This window comes from Motilimonas eburnea (assembly GCF_021295345.1).
GTDB lineage: Bacteria > Pseudomonadota > Gammaproteobacteria > Enterobacterales > CBDFNC01 > Motilimonas > Motilimonas eburnea.
This window is the reverse complement of record NZ_JAIMJB010000009.1, coordinates 61,825-78,938: the sequence shown is the minus strand read 5'-3', so window position 1 is coordinate 78,938 and position 17,114 is coordinate 61,825. Positions and strand designations below refer to the sequence as shown.

At 46.1% G+C, this 17,114-nt stretch carries 9 protein-coding genes; 2 read left to right on the top strand and 7 right to left on the bottom strand.

From position 1 onward, the window contains the following. Positions 1–39: 39 nt before the first annotated feature. The 6 genes from K6Y21_RS10765 to proQ all read right to left on the bottom strand — a co-directional run bounded on the left by K6Y21_RS10765 (position 40) and on the right by proQ (position 12,821). Positions 40–4,893 (bottom strand): NAD-glutamate dehydrogenase, encoded by a 4,854-nt coding sequence (locus K6Y21_RS10765; protein WP_233071851.1) that lies wholly within the window; start codon positions 4,891–4,893, stop codon positions 40–42. Between the two features lie 125 nt (positions 4,894–5,018). After that, positions 5,019–5,240 (bottom strand): DUF2835 domain-containing protein, encoded by a 222-nt coding sequence (locus K6Y21_RS10760; protein WP_233071850.1) that lies wholly within the window; start codon positions 5,238–5,240, stop codon positions 5,019–5,021. Between the two features lie 50 nt (positions 5,241–5,290). Next, positions 5,291–7,903, bottom strand: coding sequence for an aminopeptidase N (pepN, locus tag K6Y21_RS10755; protein WP_233071849.1), 2,613 nt, complete (start codon positions 7,901–7,903; stop codon positions 5,291–5,293). A gap of 127 nt (positions 7,904–8,030) precedes the next feature. After that, entirely contained in the window at positions 8,031–9,434 is a 1,404-nt protein-coding gene (locus K6Y21_RS10750) for a sodium-dependent transporter (RefSeq protein ID WP_233071848.1), read from the bottom strand. A gap of 744 nt (positions 9,435–10,178) precedes the next feature. Further along, the gene (gene prc / locus K6Y21_RS10745) at positions 10,179–12,179 is read right to left on the bottom strand and encodes a carboxy terminal-processing peptidase (protein WP_233071847.1); all 2,001 of its coding nucleotides are present in this window, start codon (positions 12,177–12,179) and stop codon (positions 10,179–10,181) included. Between the two features lie 15 nt (positions 12,180–12,194). After that, positions 12,195–12,821, bottom strand: coding sequence for an RNA chaperone ProQ (gene proQ / locus K6Y21_RS10740; RefSeq protein ID WP_233071846.1), 627 nt, complete (start codon positions 12,819–12,821; stop codon positions 12,195–12,197). 425 nt (positions 12,822–13,246) lie between these two features. On the opposite strand from proQ, the gene K6Y21_RS10735 reads away from it, so the two are divergent. Both K6Y21_RS10735 and K6Y21_RS10730 read left to right on the top strand, forming a co-directional pair. Continuing rightward, positions 13,247–15,034, top strand: coding sequence for an ABC transporter ATP-binding protein (locus tag K6Y21_RS10735; protein ID WP_233071845.1), 1,788 nt, complete (start codon positions 13,247–13,249; stop codon positions 15,032–15,034). A 4-nt stretch (positions 15,035–15,038) separates the two neighbouring features. After that, positions 15,039–16,091: a helix-turn-helix domain-containing protein gene (locus K6Y21_RS10730; RefSeq protein WP_233071844.1), complete on the top strand. Its 1,053-nt coding sequence runs from the start codon at positions 15,039–15,041 to the stop codon at positions 16,089–16,091. Here K6Y21_RS10730 and K6Y21_RS10725 read toward each other — a convergent pair. Continuing rightward, a complete protein-coding gene (locus K6Y21_RS10725; RefSeq protein WP_233071843.1) occupies positions 16,038–17,066 on the bottom strand; it encodes an alpha/beta hydrolase family protein in 1,029 nt (342 codons plus the stop codon). The genes K6Y21_RS10730 and K6Y21_RS10725 overlap by 54 nt on opposite strands. Positions 17,067–17,114: the final 48 nt, after the last annotated feature.

Sequence of the window (17,114 nt, the reverse complement as noted above, 5' to 3'; positions counted from 1 at the left end):
TTATGTATAAGCTGCTTGGCGACCTGCCGTTACCTTTCACTATTCTTGTTCGGTATTGGCAAGGCAGTTTAGGTTTAGTAGGTTTAATTCTCGCAACGCAACGGAGAACTTGGCAAATTCATGAGTCGAGCTGGTTTTAAAGTCTGCCAGCATATGATGCCAGCGTGCCAACAGCCCTTCGTGGCGTTGCAACCAAGTGTCGAGTATATTACCGCAGAAATCTGTTTCATGACAGGCAGATAATACGCCAGATGCCAGTGATCTTTGTTGCCAATCAAGTTCTTCTCGAAATGATGCGCGGGCCAATGCCTGCCAGTGGTTATCCACCGCGAGGCCGTTGATTTGATCTAGGAACCAATGCAGCTCCAATTTGGAACCCAAGTTAAAGTAAATTTCGGCGCAAATCATGATGGTGCGCTGTTGCTGCTCTGATATCTGAGCCAAGTCCAGCGCCGAGAATAGCAAGTCTTGTTGACAAATGGTGCTTGCCAGTGCCTCGGGCAGGCCTTGTTCAACCAAGGCTTGGCTTTGCTGCTCGATCACCTTCACTTCTTCTGGCACTAAAATATTAAGTAAGTTTTCGTGCAGCTGCTGGTAAGCAGGCTTGTAGAACTCAATATTTTCGCTAATGGTCCAGCTACGATTCCGCAAGCGTAAAAACCAGCGTGTGGCACGGCGAATGGTGCGTCGGGTTTGACTCATAATGGCTAATTGCGTTTGCGCCGACACCTGATTATCTAGGGCTTCAACTTGTCGCCAGATGCTATCAAGATCAAACACTTCACGCGCCATCACATAGCATTTGGCAATTTCGCCATCCGTTGCACCGGTTTCATCGCTCAAGCGTGCTACAAAATTCAGCCCCATATCATTGACGATCTGGTTCGCAATTTGGGTAGCAATGATCTCGCCACGTAGGGGGTGCTTAGCCATTTGCGCGGCGTATTTTTGCTGCAATACACGAGGGAACGAGTTAACCAGACTTTGCGCTAAATAGCCATCGTCGGTGATCTCGGGACAGTTAAGGGTTTGTTTAAGCACCATTTTGCCATAGGCCAATAACACACAAAGCTCCGGCCGTGTTAACCCTTGATTTTGGGCTAAACGCTCCGATAGTTCGTCGTCACTGGGCAGGTATTCCAGCGCGCGATCAAGGCGCTTTTCTTTCTCTAACCCATGGATAAAGCGGATTTGCTCTTTTAAGCTTTCGGCCCCCAAGTTTTGCGTAACCGAAATGGATTGCGCCTGACGATACGCATTGGTGAGCACTATGTCACTGACATTACTGGTCATATCCACTAACAGTTTATTACGCTGTTTGATGGTCAATTCACCATCGTTAACCAAGCCATTAAGTAAGATCTTAATGTTCACTTCATTGTCAGAGCAATCCACGCCGCCGACGTTATCAATAAAGTCGGTGTCGATGCGCCCACCGCTCGCCGCAAATTCAATCCGGCCAAGCTGGGTACAGCCCAAATTACCGCCCTCTCCCACTATTTTAGCGTTCACCTCATGGCCGTTCACACGCACCGCATCATTGGCGCGATCCCCAACCTGAGCATCGGTTTCTTGTTTCGACTTGATATAGGTGCCGATCCCGCCGTTCCATAATAGGTCAACCTGCATTTGCAGCAGCTCTCGGATCAACTCATTGGGCGCCATGGTTTTACGTTTAGAGCCAATCATGGCTTTGATTTCTGGGGTTAGGGTAATGGATTTGGCACTGCGCAAAAAGATGCCACCGCCTTTTGAAATCAATTCACTGTTGTAGTCGGCCCAACTTGATCCGGGTAAATCAAACAAGCGCTTGCGCTCTTGCCAAGTACTGGCGGCATCGGGGGAGGGATCAATAAAAATGTGCATGTGGTTAAAAGCGGCTTGTAAGCGAATATGTTTCGATAACAGCATGCCATTACCAAACACATCCCCCGCCATGTCACCGATACCAACACAAGTAAAATCGGTGGTTTGACAATCTATCCCCATTTCTTTGAAGTGGCGTTTAACCGACTCCCACGCACCTTTGGCGGTAATGCCCATTTTTTTGTGGTCGTAGCCTTGGCTACCGCCAGAAGCAAAGGCGTCGCCTAACCAAAAATTATATTCGGCGCTGATCTCATTGGCGATATCCGAGAAGGTGGCGGTGCCTTTGTCGGCGGCCACCACAAGGTAGGGGTCGTCTTCATCGTGGCGCACCACATTCAAAGGAGGCACTATCTCACCATTAACTATGTTGTCGGTAATGTCGAGCAAGGCACGAATAAAGATACGATAACAACGTTGCCCTTCAGCAAAAATCGCTGCGCGGTCCCCTTCAGGCTGCTTTTTACAAACAAAACCACCTTTAGCGCCCACTGGCACGATCACGGTATTTTTTACCTGTTGTGCTTTAACTAAGCCAAGCACCTCGGTACGAAAATCTTCTCGGCGATCAGACCAGCGTAAGCCGCCGCGCGCCACTTTACCGCCGCGCAAGTGCACCCCTTCTACGTCAGGCGCATAAACAAAGATTTCGAATGCCGGGCGTGGCCTTGGCATATCGCTGATTTTGTTTGGTTTGATTTTAAGGGATAGATAGGACTTGGCTACCCCCTGACTATTTACCTGATAATAATTGGTCCGGATGGTGGCTAAGATCATCTCTAAGAAATGGCGGATGATCCTGTCATCATCTAAATTAGCGACCTCGTCTAACTGCGCCAAAATGGCGTCTTTGAGCTTACTTTGCTGACGCCCTTTATCTTTGTGTGGGTTAAATCTGGCATCAAATATTTCTACCAACAATCGGGCTAAATTCGGATACCGGTTGAGGGCCGCTTCAATATAGCTTTGGCTAAAGGTGGTGCCGGTTTGGCGCATGTATTTGGCATAGGCACGCAAAATGACGGTTTCGTGACCCGTTAACTCGGCGCCAAGCACCAAGCGGTTAAAACCGTCGTCTTCTAATTCGCCGGACCAAACGTTGGCAAACGCTTGTTGAAAGTCGTGTTGACGCTGCTCGATTTTAAAATTCACACTGCCGGTATAGGTCATGGAAAAATCTAAGATCCACCCTACCGACCCATCGCTTATTTTTACCGCATAGGGAGTCTCACCAATCACCCGCAATCCCATGTTTTCTAGCATGGGTAATACATCGGATAAATGAATGGGCTGGTTTTTATGGAACAGTTTGAGTTTGACATTTTGCGAGTCAGATTGCTCTTCTTGCGCCCGATAGAATTGCATGCCTAAGGTATGGCAGTCGTTTAATGCTTCTAGTGCTTGAATATCAGCCAGGGCGCTACCGGCGAGCATATCGGCTTTGTATGCACGCGGAAAGCCAGTAACGTAGCGCTTGGCCAGCGCATTGCCTTTGGCTTCGCCAAAGTGGGTAAACAAGGCTGCCTGCACTTTATCGTCCCACGAGCGCGCCGCCTCTATCAGGTTATTCTCGATTTCTTTGACGTCCACTGTCATCTCAATATCATCCACCCTGACTAAATAATGGGTGCGGGCCAACACCCCTTCGGTAAAGTAAGTGTTAAATTCCACTTGGTGCTGTGTTTTGAAATAACGCGCCAATATTTGTTGGGTTTTGACCCGCAATGCGGTGTTAAAGCGCTCTTTGGTCACAAACACGATACAAGAGATGTAGCGGCCAAATGCATCTTTGCGCACAAACAAACGGGTCATGTCGCGCTCTTGCATTTGCAGCACCCCAGTGCCAATTTGCAATAGCTCGGCTTCTTTGGCTTGTAATAGTTCATCACGGGGGAAGGTTTCAAGTACATTCACCAAGGCTTTATAAGCATGGGAGCCTTTTAATAAACCCGAGCCGTCCATGATCCGCTCAACTTTTTGTCGCACCATGGGGATCTGGGTTGCGCTACTGTTATATAAGGATGAGGCGTAAAGGCCGATAAAACGATGTTCGCCAATCACTCGACCTTGTTTGTTAAATTGTTTAATGCCGATATGGTCGATGTAGGCGGGTCGATGAACACTGCTTTTTACATTGGTTTTGGTTAAGATCAACAGCTCTTGGCTGGCGGCTTCTGCTTGGGCTTCTTTGGGCAGCTGTGATAATAAGCTTAATTCTTGCCCTTGCCCTTTTCGCATTAACCCAAGGCTGGTGTCCATCACGGGATTTATCTTGTGATCCCCCGCGACCGGCTCAATCTGATACTCACGGTATCCCATTAAGGTTAAATTATGGTTAGCCAGCCAAGTTAAAAAGGCAACAACTTGCTCTTTATGCGCCTCTTCACCTCGGTATTTTGACTGTTCAATTTGCTTGATAACCGACTCTAGTTTTGCTTTTAATGGCCGCCAGTCGCTGACCACGAGATCAACGTCTTTTAAGACTTTGCTGAGCTCATCTTGTAATTGTTTTAAATTGGCCTCGTCGGCTTGTCGGTCGATTTCAATTAAAAATACCGTTTCGTTGCTTAATTTACCTGTCACCAGATCGTCGGTTTTGATGCTGATTTGGCTGACTTTGCCTTGCTTGTCTCGCCCTAGCCCCATGGGCTGATGTAATACTAAGTGGGAGCCTATGTTCAGGCGTTGTAGTGTCATTTGCACCGAATCCACCAAGAAGGGCATATCATCAACAATGATTTCAATGACACTGTGGGTAGATTGCCAGCCATGCTTATCCAGTGAGGGGTTATACACCTTGATGTAAGGCTCATGGCTATTTCTTTGATTAAGGGAGTTCCATAGTCCGATCCCTGCCCCATACATGTCGCTGTCGTTACGCTGGGCAAGATCCTGCTCAGAAATTTGCTGATACAAATACAGCACAAACTCTTGTGCTAACGCTACTTTGTCGTTGTTCAATTTTGTTTTGATGAGGGCTAACACATTTTGCAGTATGACCGAGCTGGGGGAGTCAGATTTCGCCATAATAAACCTCGAGATACAAATAGAGTCAGGAACTTATTACCATAGAATAGCCAAACTTATCGTAATGAGAGAACAAATATAGTGAGATTAAGCGTAAAAGCGAAAAAAAGCAGTGGTATTTGATGTCAGGAGATTTTTTCTAGGGAAATAAACTTGTTATCGTCGCCTAAGGTGAGTTTAAAGCGGCCGCGAATGCCAATTCGGCTGAGCCAAGGAATGAATTTGACGGCGGGCAAACGGATGGTTTTGCCATTATCGTCGGTGACTTGCACGTTACGCACCGCACCGCGATACAGTAACTCAAAGTCTTGATAACTGATAAACATGGAAAAATAATAGGTTTGCATGGCGCAGCCTGTTAAGGCGCGCGAGCCCATTGCCCGCGCGCACATGTTGTTTATTTTAGTTGCTCTAAACCACGAGTCACTTTCTCGTAGAGATCCTTAGCTAATTCTGGCTCGGCCAATAAACGGTTAAGTTGTGCAACCATCAAGTCTTGGCGGCCTTGATCTAGCTGTTTAAATTGGATCAATGGCGTGATCAAGCGCGACGCCACTTGTGGGTTGATCTTGTTCAGCTTGAGCAGCATATCCCCTAAGAAGGCATAACCTGAGCCATCTTTAGCATGGAACAGCGAGGTATTCGCTGACACAAAAGCGCCAATGAGGGAGCGTGTACGGTTAGGGTTTTTAATGCTAAAGCTTGGGTGATCAAGCAATTGCTTCACTTGATTTAAACAGTCTTTAGCTGGGCTGGTTGCCGCTAGGGCAAACCACTTGTCCATCACCAAGCCATCGTGGCGCCATTTGCCATCAAAGTCGGCCATCAGGACATCACGACAAGCCAGCTGGCCAATATTGGCGGCGTTTAGGGCGCTGAAGGTATCCGTCATGTTGTCGCTTTGCTGGTAATGCTGTTGCGTTAACTCGCTGGCATGCTCAGGTGACACTTTGGCATATAAGGCTAAACAAATGCCCGCTAATTTACGTTTTTCCACTGCGGTTTGGCTTAGCTCATAGTCAGCTTGGCTACGGTTAGCTAGATACAAGCATAACAGCTCGTCGCTCAGCGCATTGGCCAATAAATTGATCATGCCGTTACGGGCATCAGCGATGGCGTCAACGTCCACCTTATCAAATAGTTGCCATAGTGAGCTTTGTGATGGGAACGCCAGTACCTCGGCAATTAATGCCAGATCAGGCTGCTCGGCCAATAACAAGCTACGATACGCATCCACCACAAAGGTTGGGACCTCAACAGCTTCACCTTGTTGGACGCGCGCTACATTACTGACTAGGTATTTGTTGAACAGGTTTTGCGATGCATCCCAGCGCGCAAAGGCATTGCTGGCGGTTTTAAGTAACAGTGCGAGTTGTTCATCGCTGTAGTCATAGCTGTATTTAACCGGCGCCGAGAAATCTCTAAATAGCGCTGGCACGGGCTGGCTGCTGATACCGTTAAACTCAAAGGTTTGCTCGGCTTGAGTAAAGTTAAGTACTTGACTGACTTGGCCATCAATCAAGAGGTTTTCACCTGTTTGTGAAACCAGCTCAAGATCCACTGGAATATGTTGCGGCTGTTTAGCGTCTTGATCTGCCGTAGGCTCAGTGCGCTGCTTCAGGTGCAAGCGGTAAACTTGCGCCGCGCCGTCGTATTCGTCGGTCACATCAACAATCGGCGTTCCCGATTGGCTGTACCAAAGACGGAATTGCCCTAAGTCAACGCCAGAAGCATCTTCCATCGCCTTTACAAAGTCTTCACAAGTCACGGCTTGACCGTCAAAGCGCTCAACGTATAGCTTCATACCCGCTTGGAATTTTTCTTCACCCAGCAGCGTATGGATCATGCGAATGACTTCTGAACCCTTGTTATACACGGTCACGGTGTAGAAGTTGTTCATTTCAATCACGCTTTCAGGGCGGATTGGATGAGACATCGGACCAGCGTCTTCGGCAAACTGATGGTTGCGGATGATTTTCACATTGTTAATGCGGTTAACCACGCGGCTGCCTAAGTCACTGCTAAATTCTTGGTCACGGAATACGGTTAAGCCTTCTTTCAAGCTTAATTGGAACCAATCACGACAAGTAATGCGGTTACCCGTCCAGTTGTGGAAATATTCATGACCGATCACCGCTTCTACACCGTCGTAATCGGCATCGGTGGCAGTTTGGCTGTTGGCAAGGACGTATTTAGAGTTAAACACGTTTAGGCCTTTGTTTTCCATCGCGCCCATGTTGAAGAAGTCAACCGCCACTATCATGTAGATGTCGAGATCATACTCAAGGCCAAAGCGCTGCTCGTCCCATTCCATTGAACGTTTCAATGCGCCCATGGCGTATTCAGCGCGATCTAAGTTGCCTTTATCAACGAAGATTTCTAGCGTCACATTGCGGCCAGACACGGTTTGGTAGTGATCTTGTAATAGATCAAAATCACCCGCGACGAGAGCAAACAAATAACACGGCTTAGGAAACGGGTCTTGCCACTGAACAAAGTGCTGATTGCCGTCAAGCTCACCTTCGGCAATCTTGTTACCATTTGAAAGTAAAAACGGATATTGGCTTTTATCAGCGGTAATTTTAGTGGTGAATTTAGCCAGTACGTCTGGGCGGTCTAGGTAATAGGTAATACGCCTAAACCCTTCTGCTTCACACTGGGTACAAAGCGCGTCACCTGACTTATATAAGCCTTCACCCGACAGGTTGGCTTGTGGGTCGATTTGGGTGGTGATGGTTAAATCAAATTCAGCCGGAACTTGCTTGAGAGTTAACCCTGTATCGGTTTGCTCATAATTGCTAAAGGCTTCACCGTTGATGGCTACATTCAATAGTTTAAGGTGCTCACCGTTGAGAAAGACCTGATCGGTGTCGGCTTGACGTACAAAATGGGATGTCGCCGTGACTATGGTGGCCTGGTCTTGCAGCTGAAAATCAAGATCAATGTGGGTGATGGTGTATTCGGGAGATTGATAATCTTTTAGATGCTTAGCCTGTGGTTGCTGTTCCATAATCATGCCTATCAATTGAAAAGTTCGATAAGGCTGACAAATATTTAGACATGGGTCAATGATAATTACTAGCAAATAAAAAAGGGCCAACAAATGGCCCTATTAGTGTTATACAGATCGCGTTTTGTTAGAGGTTAATTATGCCAACTAACTGAGCGAAAACGATGGTGATCGCCACAGGAGCAACGTATTTTAAGCAGAAGAAGAATGCTGTAAACGCACCGCCGTTCAATTGAATCTCTTGTTCAACAATGTGACGCTTGACTCGCCAGCCCACAAATATAGCCGTGAACAGACCTGCCAATGGCAACATGAGCTTAGAGGTAATGTAGTCTAATACGTCAAAGAAGTTCTCACCGTGGCCAAAGAATGACATTTTAGTCCATTCTGCACCGGTAAATGAGTAAATAGAACCCAGGCTTAATAGCCAAATGCCCACGCCAGAAACGATAGCCGCCGGCCAACGGTTCAATCCTTTACGCTCTACCAAGTACGCCGTAGCGGATTCAAGTAAGGCAATGGCTGAGGTAAAGGCAGCAAAAACGATCATCACGAAGAACACGGTACCGAATAAGTCACCCATCGGCATCTTACCAAAGGCGATTGGCAGGGTTTGGAATAACAGACCTGGACCTGCACTTGGCTCCATGCCGTTTGCAAAAACGATGGGGTAAATAGCAAGGCCTGCCATTAATGCAACCACAGTGTCACAGATCGCAATCCAGATAGAGGTGCGTGCAATTGACACGCCTTCAGGTAGGTAAGCACCGTAAATCATCATGATGCCAGATGATAAGCTTAAAGTGAAAAACGCATGGCCCAGTGCTTCTAATACGCTGTGCACAGTGAGTTTGCTGAAATCGGGAGCAAACATAAATGCAGCCGCTTCACCAAAGTGACCTTCGATGGCTGAGTAAACCATGATAATAGCCAGTAAAATAAACAGTGCTGGCATTAACGACGTCACTGCCGCTTCTAACCCTTTGTTTAAGCCTTTACCTAGTACTAAGACCGTGGCAACTACCATGACTGTGGTACATAGGATCAATTTGAACGGGTCAGATAACAATCCGCCGAAGAGTGCGCCGACCGCATCAGCATGCCCTGTCGTGCCTTCAACCGCCGCCGCAGCCATGGTCGAGAATTCGCCCGTACCCGCATAGAATACATAAGCCAATGCCCAGCCTGCGATCACCACGTAGAAACTTAGGATCAAAAAGCCTGCTAATACGCCAGACGTGCCCAGTAAAGACCAATGGGTGCTATGGCCTGATTCTTGGGACACCTTCGCCGCGGCATTGGCTGGCGTTGAACGCCCGCGTTTACCGATGAAGGTTTCCGCCATCATGACTGGGATACCGATAAACAAAATACATAACAGATAAACGATAACGAATGCACCGCCGCCGTTTTCACCCATGATGTAAGGGAACTTCCAAATGTTTCCTAAGCCAACCGCTGCCCCTGTTGCTGCCAATATATAGGCAAAGCGGCTGGACCACCTTCCTGTGACACTTGTGTTTGTACTCATTATTAATAACTCTTATTGTTTTGTTTTTGTTCCATACTCAGCAATTAACTCCATGCATACCTCTTGCTCGTCTTCGACTAAAGTCCTTGTCGATGTCGGCTTAACGTTGCAGGGTTATATCGTCTGAGTATGGGTATAGTTGTGTTTGCCAGCGCAATATAATCATAAAAAACAAACGTCTGACAACAGATAGAGATCATAATAATGCATATTTTTAGGTAATTATGCTGGCCACAGCCGATAAATGCGACTAAATAGTCATCCAATATGACTATTTATTCTTACCAGCTACAATTATGGCTCTACTAAGCCGAACTTTATCTTTATTTAATTCACTACTTAATCGAAAAAGCAGTGTTTATCACTGAATTCGAATTTCTTTACAATATATTGCATTGGTTGATTTTTGACTGATTGCCTCGCACTTTCATGCAATTATGCTCACAGCTCGAAATGTTTAAAAATGAGATATATTTTACATTGCTTATTTGTGAAATATTGTTAATTCAGTTAACAACACTTAGAAATCATGCATGAATTAAATATTGCAGTAGCTATCACTGTGTTTTTGCTGATTTAACCCATAACACCTTGTCTCTTTTTGGTGGCAGTGAGGCGTATCCATCGCCCTATTGAACTTAGCTTGTCATAACAGAGCGATAGCGGTTGGGAAGCGTGAGGCAAAGAAAAGCCCAGTGAAAACTGGGCTTAGTATGATGGCATTGATGAGGTTATGACTTGAGGCTATGACTTAGCGAGATCTAAGGTCACGGCTGCCGCCTCTTCGAGGTAAACATCTGGCTCTTCAAAGTCGTCAGGTAACTCATCGAGCTTGGTTATCGGATTTTTACCTAAACGTTGTAAGCGTTCGTTGGTGCGCTTTAGCTCTAATGCTTCTTTCTCTTCGCGTAGACGAATGCGCTCAGATTCGACCAAACTAATGGTTTTACGATCTTTTTCTTTTTTGTATGTTTCTATGTCTTGATAGATGTAAGCAAATTCTGGCGATGCCTGCATTCTTTGTTTGTGCGCCTCATCCAACTTGGCCACTAACGAGCTAAAATCACCTAAGCGGTTATAATTGGCTGGCTTGATTTGATCCCAAGGCAGTGCATTTTCTTCCACGCTTTCGCCCGTTTCACTGGCTTCGATGGGCGTCGGGAACAAGATATCAGGCACTACCCCTTTATTTTGAGTGCTGCCGCCGTCGATACGGTAAAACTTAGCGATGGTGTACTGCACGTTACCCATGGGTTTTTCATAGAAGTCGTAAATGCGAGACAACTTGCGATGCTGCTGTACCGTGCCTTTACCAAAGGTGTTTTCACCTAAGATCAAGGCGCGGCCATAATCTTGCAGTGCTGCCGCAAAGATTTCAGAGGCAGAGGCGCTGTAGCGGTCAACAAGTACCGTCAAAGGGCCGTCGTAGCTAATTTTTCCATCTTCGTCGCCATTGACTTCGATGCGATTGCGATTATTACGCACCTGAACCACAGGGCCAGACTTGATAAACAAACCCGTAAGTAGGCTTGCTTCCGTCAATGCTCCACCACCATTGCCACGTAGGTCGATAATGATGCCCTTGACCTTGTCTTGTTTTAACTTGGTGATTTCTTTATCAACATCTTGGCTTAGATTGACGTAAAAACTCGGTATATCGATTACGCCAATTTTGTTACCATCAATCTCAATGACTTCAGATTTGGCGGCGCGATCTTCTAAGTGAACTTTCTCACGCACTATGTGAACAATTTTAGTGCCCGCATCGCTGCCTGCTTTAGCGGGCAGTACTTCTAAACGAACGGTGGTGCCTTTGGGGCCTTTGATCAGATCAACCACATCGTCTAAACGCCAACCGATGACATCCACCATTTTTTCATCGCCTTGTGCTACACCGACAATTTTGTCGTCAGCGGCAAGGTTTTTGGTTTTATCCGCTGGGCCGCCCGGCACTAAACTGCGCACAACCGTGTAATCGTCTTCACCTTGTAACACGGCACCTATGCCCTCTAGGGATAGGTTCATTTCCATGTTAAAACGGTCGGCATTACGGGGGGATAAATAGCTCGTGTGAGGCTCAATGGTACGCGCATAGGCGTTCATGATGGTTTGAAACACGTCTTCACTTTGCGATTGCGTTAAGCGCTTAATGGCATAATCGTATCGTTTGGTGAGCACTTTTTTAATTTCTGGCCACTTTTTGCCTGCTAACTTAAGGTTCAGCGCATCATATTTTACTTTTTGACGCCAGATTTCATTCAGCTCTGCGGTATTTTTTGCCCACGGCGCTTCACTGCGATCAAAGGTATATTCGTCCGGTGTATCAAACGTGATTTCTTCGTCGAGCAAGGTCAGTGCATACTGAAAACGCTCGTAACGGCGCTGAAGATTAAGGGCAAACATGTCATATAAGGGCGCAAGACGGCCTTTGCTGAGATCTTCATCGAGCTGTAATCGGTATTTTTCAAACTGAGTGATATCCGATTCGATAAAGATATTGCGGTTATAATCTAACTGCTTAACGTATAGATCAAACACTTCTGAAGAAAGTGCATCGTCAAGTAACATCGGCTTGTAGTGGTTGCGACTAAACAGCTGAGTTACCCGCTTACTTACGGTGGCGTGTTGTGGCTCTTGTTCCAGTTTAGGTAGGTCTTCAACCTTAATGGCGGGTTGAACGGCAAAACCTAAGCTTGCCACACATAAGCTAGTGGTAAGAAGCGTTAAACGAAAAACTTTCTTCATAAAGGCATCCTTGAATTAAAGAATCAGGTGTTGTGCTTTTACTTTCAATGTCATACCCGACATTAATTGAACCTGCACCTCATCTTTGTTGATATCTACAATAGTAGCAGGCACTGGTGCTTTTCCGACTATCACTTTGACTTCTTGAGCCACTTTTAGTTGATCAATCTCTGCAGGAACGTAGTTTACTTTTTCTGCTGGCTTTTCAGCTTTTGCTTTTGGCTTGCTGGTGCGGGCCGGTTTTGCTTTGTTAGCAGCGGCTTTAGGGCCTTTAGCTGGCTTATCTTTAGCGGCAGCTTTACGCTCAGCAAATACTTTAGCCTTGCTTTCTTTTAACGCTTTTTGCGCATGTTCAATGTGTTCAGCTTGTAGCTCTTCACCTTCAACACCGTCTAGGTCTACACGTTTAGCGCCGGGTTTGATGCCATGTAGGTAACGCCAGCTTGAGGTGTATTGACGTAGTGCTGAGCGTAATTGGGTTTTACTGACTTTTTCATCATCGCCTAAACGTTCTGCTAAGTCTTGGAAAATACCAATTTTAAGGGGCTTTGCTTCACCTTCGGCGATAAAACAAAGAGGGAACATTTCTACTAGGTAAGCGATAATTTGCTTGTTGTTTGTCAATTTTTCAGAGTTTTCCATGTAAAACCTAAATCTCACTACGTTTGGATATTAGCTGTTGGCTATTCTTCTGCCTAGCCAGTTTAACCGAATGCTAACAAAATTATTCTCATTCGACCATGCTTGCGCGAAAGTTCGCTAACCCTACCCGATCCCGCTGCGTAAATCGAACAATAATTAGACTTGTATGACTGATTTTGTTCTGGTTGCCTCAATTTTAGGCAACTTTTGGCATCTTTAAGACACCCATTCCCCTTTATTGCCCCCCCACCTGAAAAAGCCTGTTCAGCGGTATTAGCGTAGACGGCACTAATGACGGTTTGTATCAGCTCATTTATTGGTTAATACGCCTCAAATATCAAGCCAGTTCAAGTCCTTTGAAGTTTCCGGTTGCACCCTATGGGTCAAGCGCTAAAATACGCGCTTTTGTTAACTAGTAGTTATCCATGGTTTTAAACGCTTCTTCGCAATTTTCATGGCAGAGTATTTTTAACGCCGCCAAAGCCTATAAAAAAGAAATTATCATTGCCAATGTGGTCGCTATTCTCGCCACCTTGGCGTCGGTTCCGGTGCCACTGTTAATGCCCTTGATGGTTGATGAAGTGCTGCTAAACACACCAGGCACGGCTATTGAGGTAATGGATCAAATCTTACCAGCGCAATGGCAAGGCCCTGTTGGCTATATTGTTTGTGTGCTGTTATTTACCGTTTTTTTGCGTACCTTGAGCGTGGCCCTAACGGTATTACAGTCTCGTCAATTTACCATTATTGCCAAACACATCACTTTTTTAATCCGCCAGGTACTGGTTAAACAAATGCGTCTTATCGCTATTCGTGAATACGAAAACCTGGGCTCGGGCAGCTTAAGCTCGCATTTTGTGACCGATGTTGAAACCCTAGATAAGTTTATTGGCGATACCTTGAGCCGTTTTTTGGTAAGCTTGCTTGCGGTGTTAGGTACGGCCGCGATCTTGCTTTGGCTTAACTGGCAATTAGGCTTGTTTATTCTGCTGCTAAACCCAGTGGTGATTTTTTTCTCGACCAAGCTGGGTAGTAAGGTCAAGCACCTTAAACGCAACGAAAATAGTGCCTTTGAGTTGTTTCAACAAGCGGTCGTTGAAACCTTAGATGGCATATATGAAATCCGCGCGGCTAACAAAGAGCGCCATTACATTAATCGCATCATTGATCGCGCTAAAGGGCTGCGTAACAGCGCCATCGATTACTCGTGGCGCAGCGAAGCCGCTGGTCGAGCCAGCTTTTTGATCTTCTTGATTGGGTTTGAGGTATTTCGCGCCGTTGCCATGATCATGGTGCTATTCACTGATTTAACCGTGGGCGAGATATTTGCTGTGTTCGGGTATCTGTGGTTTATGATGGGACCGGTGCAAGAGCTACTGAATATGCAATACTCCTATTTTGCTGCATCGGCATCATTAAAGCGCTTAAATTCGGTACTCGCCTTATCCGTTGAGCCCGACCTGCCCGCTCAGCAATCGCCTTTCACCCAAACGTCAGAGCTCGCCTTAAGCCTACGTGACTTACACTTTTCATATAACGAAGAAGTAGAGGTGATTCGCGGTATTTCCCTGGATATTCAACCCGGTGAAAAAGTCGCCTTTGTTGGAGCCAGCGGTGGCGGTAAGTCTACCTTGGTTCAATTATTACTCGGTTTATATCCGCTCAACCACGGGGAAATCTTATTTAATGGCGTTAATGTGAATCAATGTGGTTTTGAGCTTATCCGCAGCCACACAGCCACCGTGTTACAAAGCCCATGCTTATTTAACGACAATATACGTAACAACCTCACTCTAGGTGAAGAAGTCACAGACGATCGTATCTGGCAGGCCCTAAAAATTGCCCAATTGGACGACTTTGTGCGCGCATTAGATGAGCAATTAGACACACAAGTGGGTCAGCGCGGGGTTAAATTATCTGGCGGACAAAAACAGCGCATCGCCATTGCCCGAATGGTGTTATCAGATCCTAAACTGGTAATCATGGATGAAGCGACGTCTGCCTTAGACACCCAAACCGAAGCTAATTTGCACTTAGCCTTGACGGATTTTTTAAAGGACCGCACCACTATTATTGTGGCTCACCGGTTATCGTCGGTAAAACAAGCCGACCGCATTTTTGTATTTGAAGACGGCAAGATAAGTCAAACCGGCCAACATGCCGCCTTAGTTAATCAGCCCGGTTTATATCAAAGCTTGTATGGGAATCACTAACTCGATGTTAAGTGTTCCGCTTCCTTTTATCGCTGCTCTGCTTTTTCTCCTCCTTGCCTGCCTGGTCTGGGTTAAACAAGGAGCCGGTGTAAAACGCATTGTCAGCTTTTTGTTCTTGTGCAGTGCGACCACATTTGTGGTGGGACTTCGCTGGAGCTTCGATATTCAGCTGATTCGATTTATTCAACCCGTGCTCGCGGCGACCTTGCCGGTGATCGCTTGGTATTGCTTTGAATTAACCCAAAATGCTAACGCATTTTCCCTTAAACACGCAGCAGCTCCCTGCATCATTTTATTTTGTTCCCTCATCTACCCTTGGTGGGCAGCCCCGATTGATGTAATGCTAGTAAGCCTCTTGGTCTTTTATGGTATCAAGCTCATCGTTTCGGCTCGGCTAGAGCCACAGCGGGTGCGTCTTATTGATGTCGCCAGTGTTAAACATCTAAGGTATATCGCGGGCGGTATGTTGCTGTTTTCTGCTCTCATAGATGCCGCCTTATCGCTGGATTTTGCCTTTTTTAACGGCATCAACACGACATCTATTTTATCCATCAGTTATTTGATCCTGCTCCCCCTACTCGCCATCGCTGTCGTCATGGTAGGCTCCTTGACCACAATCAATGAGCCTATATCATTAGAAGAGACTGGCGTTGGCTCGAACAATTTAGAAATAGAGCAAGCCAATGAGATAATTGAGCAATTATGCCATTTATTAGCCCATAATCAGAGCTATCTGGATCCAGATTTAACCTTAGAACGATTAGCTCGAAAACTTTCACTGCCCAGCCGACAACTTTCAATGGCAGTGAACCAAGTCTATCAACGCAATGTATCCAAAGTGATCAACGAGTATCGAATTAAGCATGCGCAGCATTTACTCAGTAGCACAAAACTGAGTATTACCGATATTTTCTCCAGTCCGGCTTTTACACTAAATCTAATTTTAACCGCGAGTTTAGCCGGATCACTTCTACCACTCCTAGTGCTTACCGGCAACAGTCAGCTAAAGCGTCTGTTTAAGGAAGTCGGTTATGTCCTTAAAAAATCGAGTATGTAGCTGTTCTCGGTGTGCACCTTTAGCATCAACACAGATGATGCCATCACCTACTTGCTCTTGTTCCAAAATCTGACCAGCTTGGGGCTTACACAGTTGTATAAAGCTAAAATGGGCCGCTTGCTCATAAACCTTGTAGCGGCGTTGCGCTAGCGCAATATGCTCAGCTAAGTACCCAGACTCAAAGGCTTGTGGTAGATCGCCGATATCCACCCCTGCTGCTAGAATTAAGGTAGGCGTGGTAACTTGATTAAGGCTTTGAATCGATAGGCTTCTTGCTAACCCTAAATCCAAAGTAATGGCTTTTTTGATTCGTTTATCCAGCAATACAACATCAGCAGGCTCATTGGGTTGGCGCTTATCTAAGCCGAGCTCTGTTGCTAAGCCACAGGTGCGAGGATTGGCGTAGTGCTTGCATTGGACTTGAAATGTATCTCGATCAAACTTCGCGCCGACCAATAACATTGCCGTCCAGCCACCTAATGAGTGACCTATTACAGAAATATCCTTTGGATTTATAGCTATTCTCCATTTTTCGTCGGCGAGCAGTAGATCAAGTAAGGCCGAAATATCTGCGGCGCGAAGCCACCATTTTGATGCGGATAAGGGCGATCTATCAAGGCTGGTTGTCCCAGGATGATCCACGGCCGCGACTATCATGCCTTGCTGGGCTAGCGCAGTAGCAAGCCAGTTCAAGTTACGCCAATTACCACCATAGCCATGAGATAACAAAACGAGTGGAGATTGCTCCACATCTAGAGATGCATTTTCAACCACTTCGGTGCCCACAAAAGCCAGATTTTCACCAATCCATATTTTGGGGGCATTATCTAAAGTCGGAAACCAAACCGACGCCTTAGCCTTGCGCGTTGCATCGGTTAAAAAACTAAACTGGGTAAAGCCAACCGAGTTAGCATGCGCATTATTTATCATTAAGTGGAACGCTAACGCCAACATTAGCAAATTTCTTATTTTCATTTTTTACTCCGTTAAGTATTTAATTCAAATTAATTTTGCTGCTTAGCG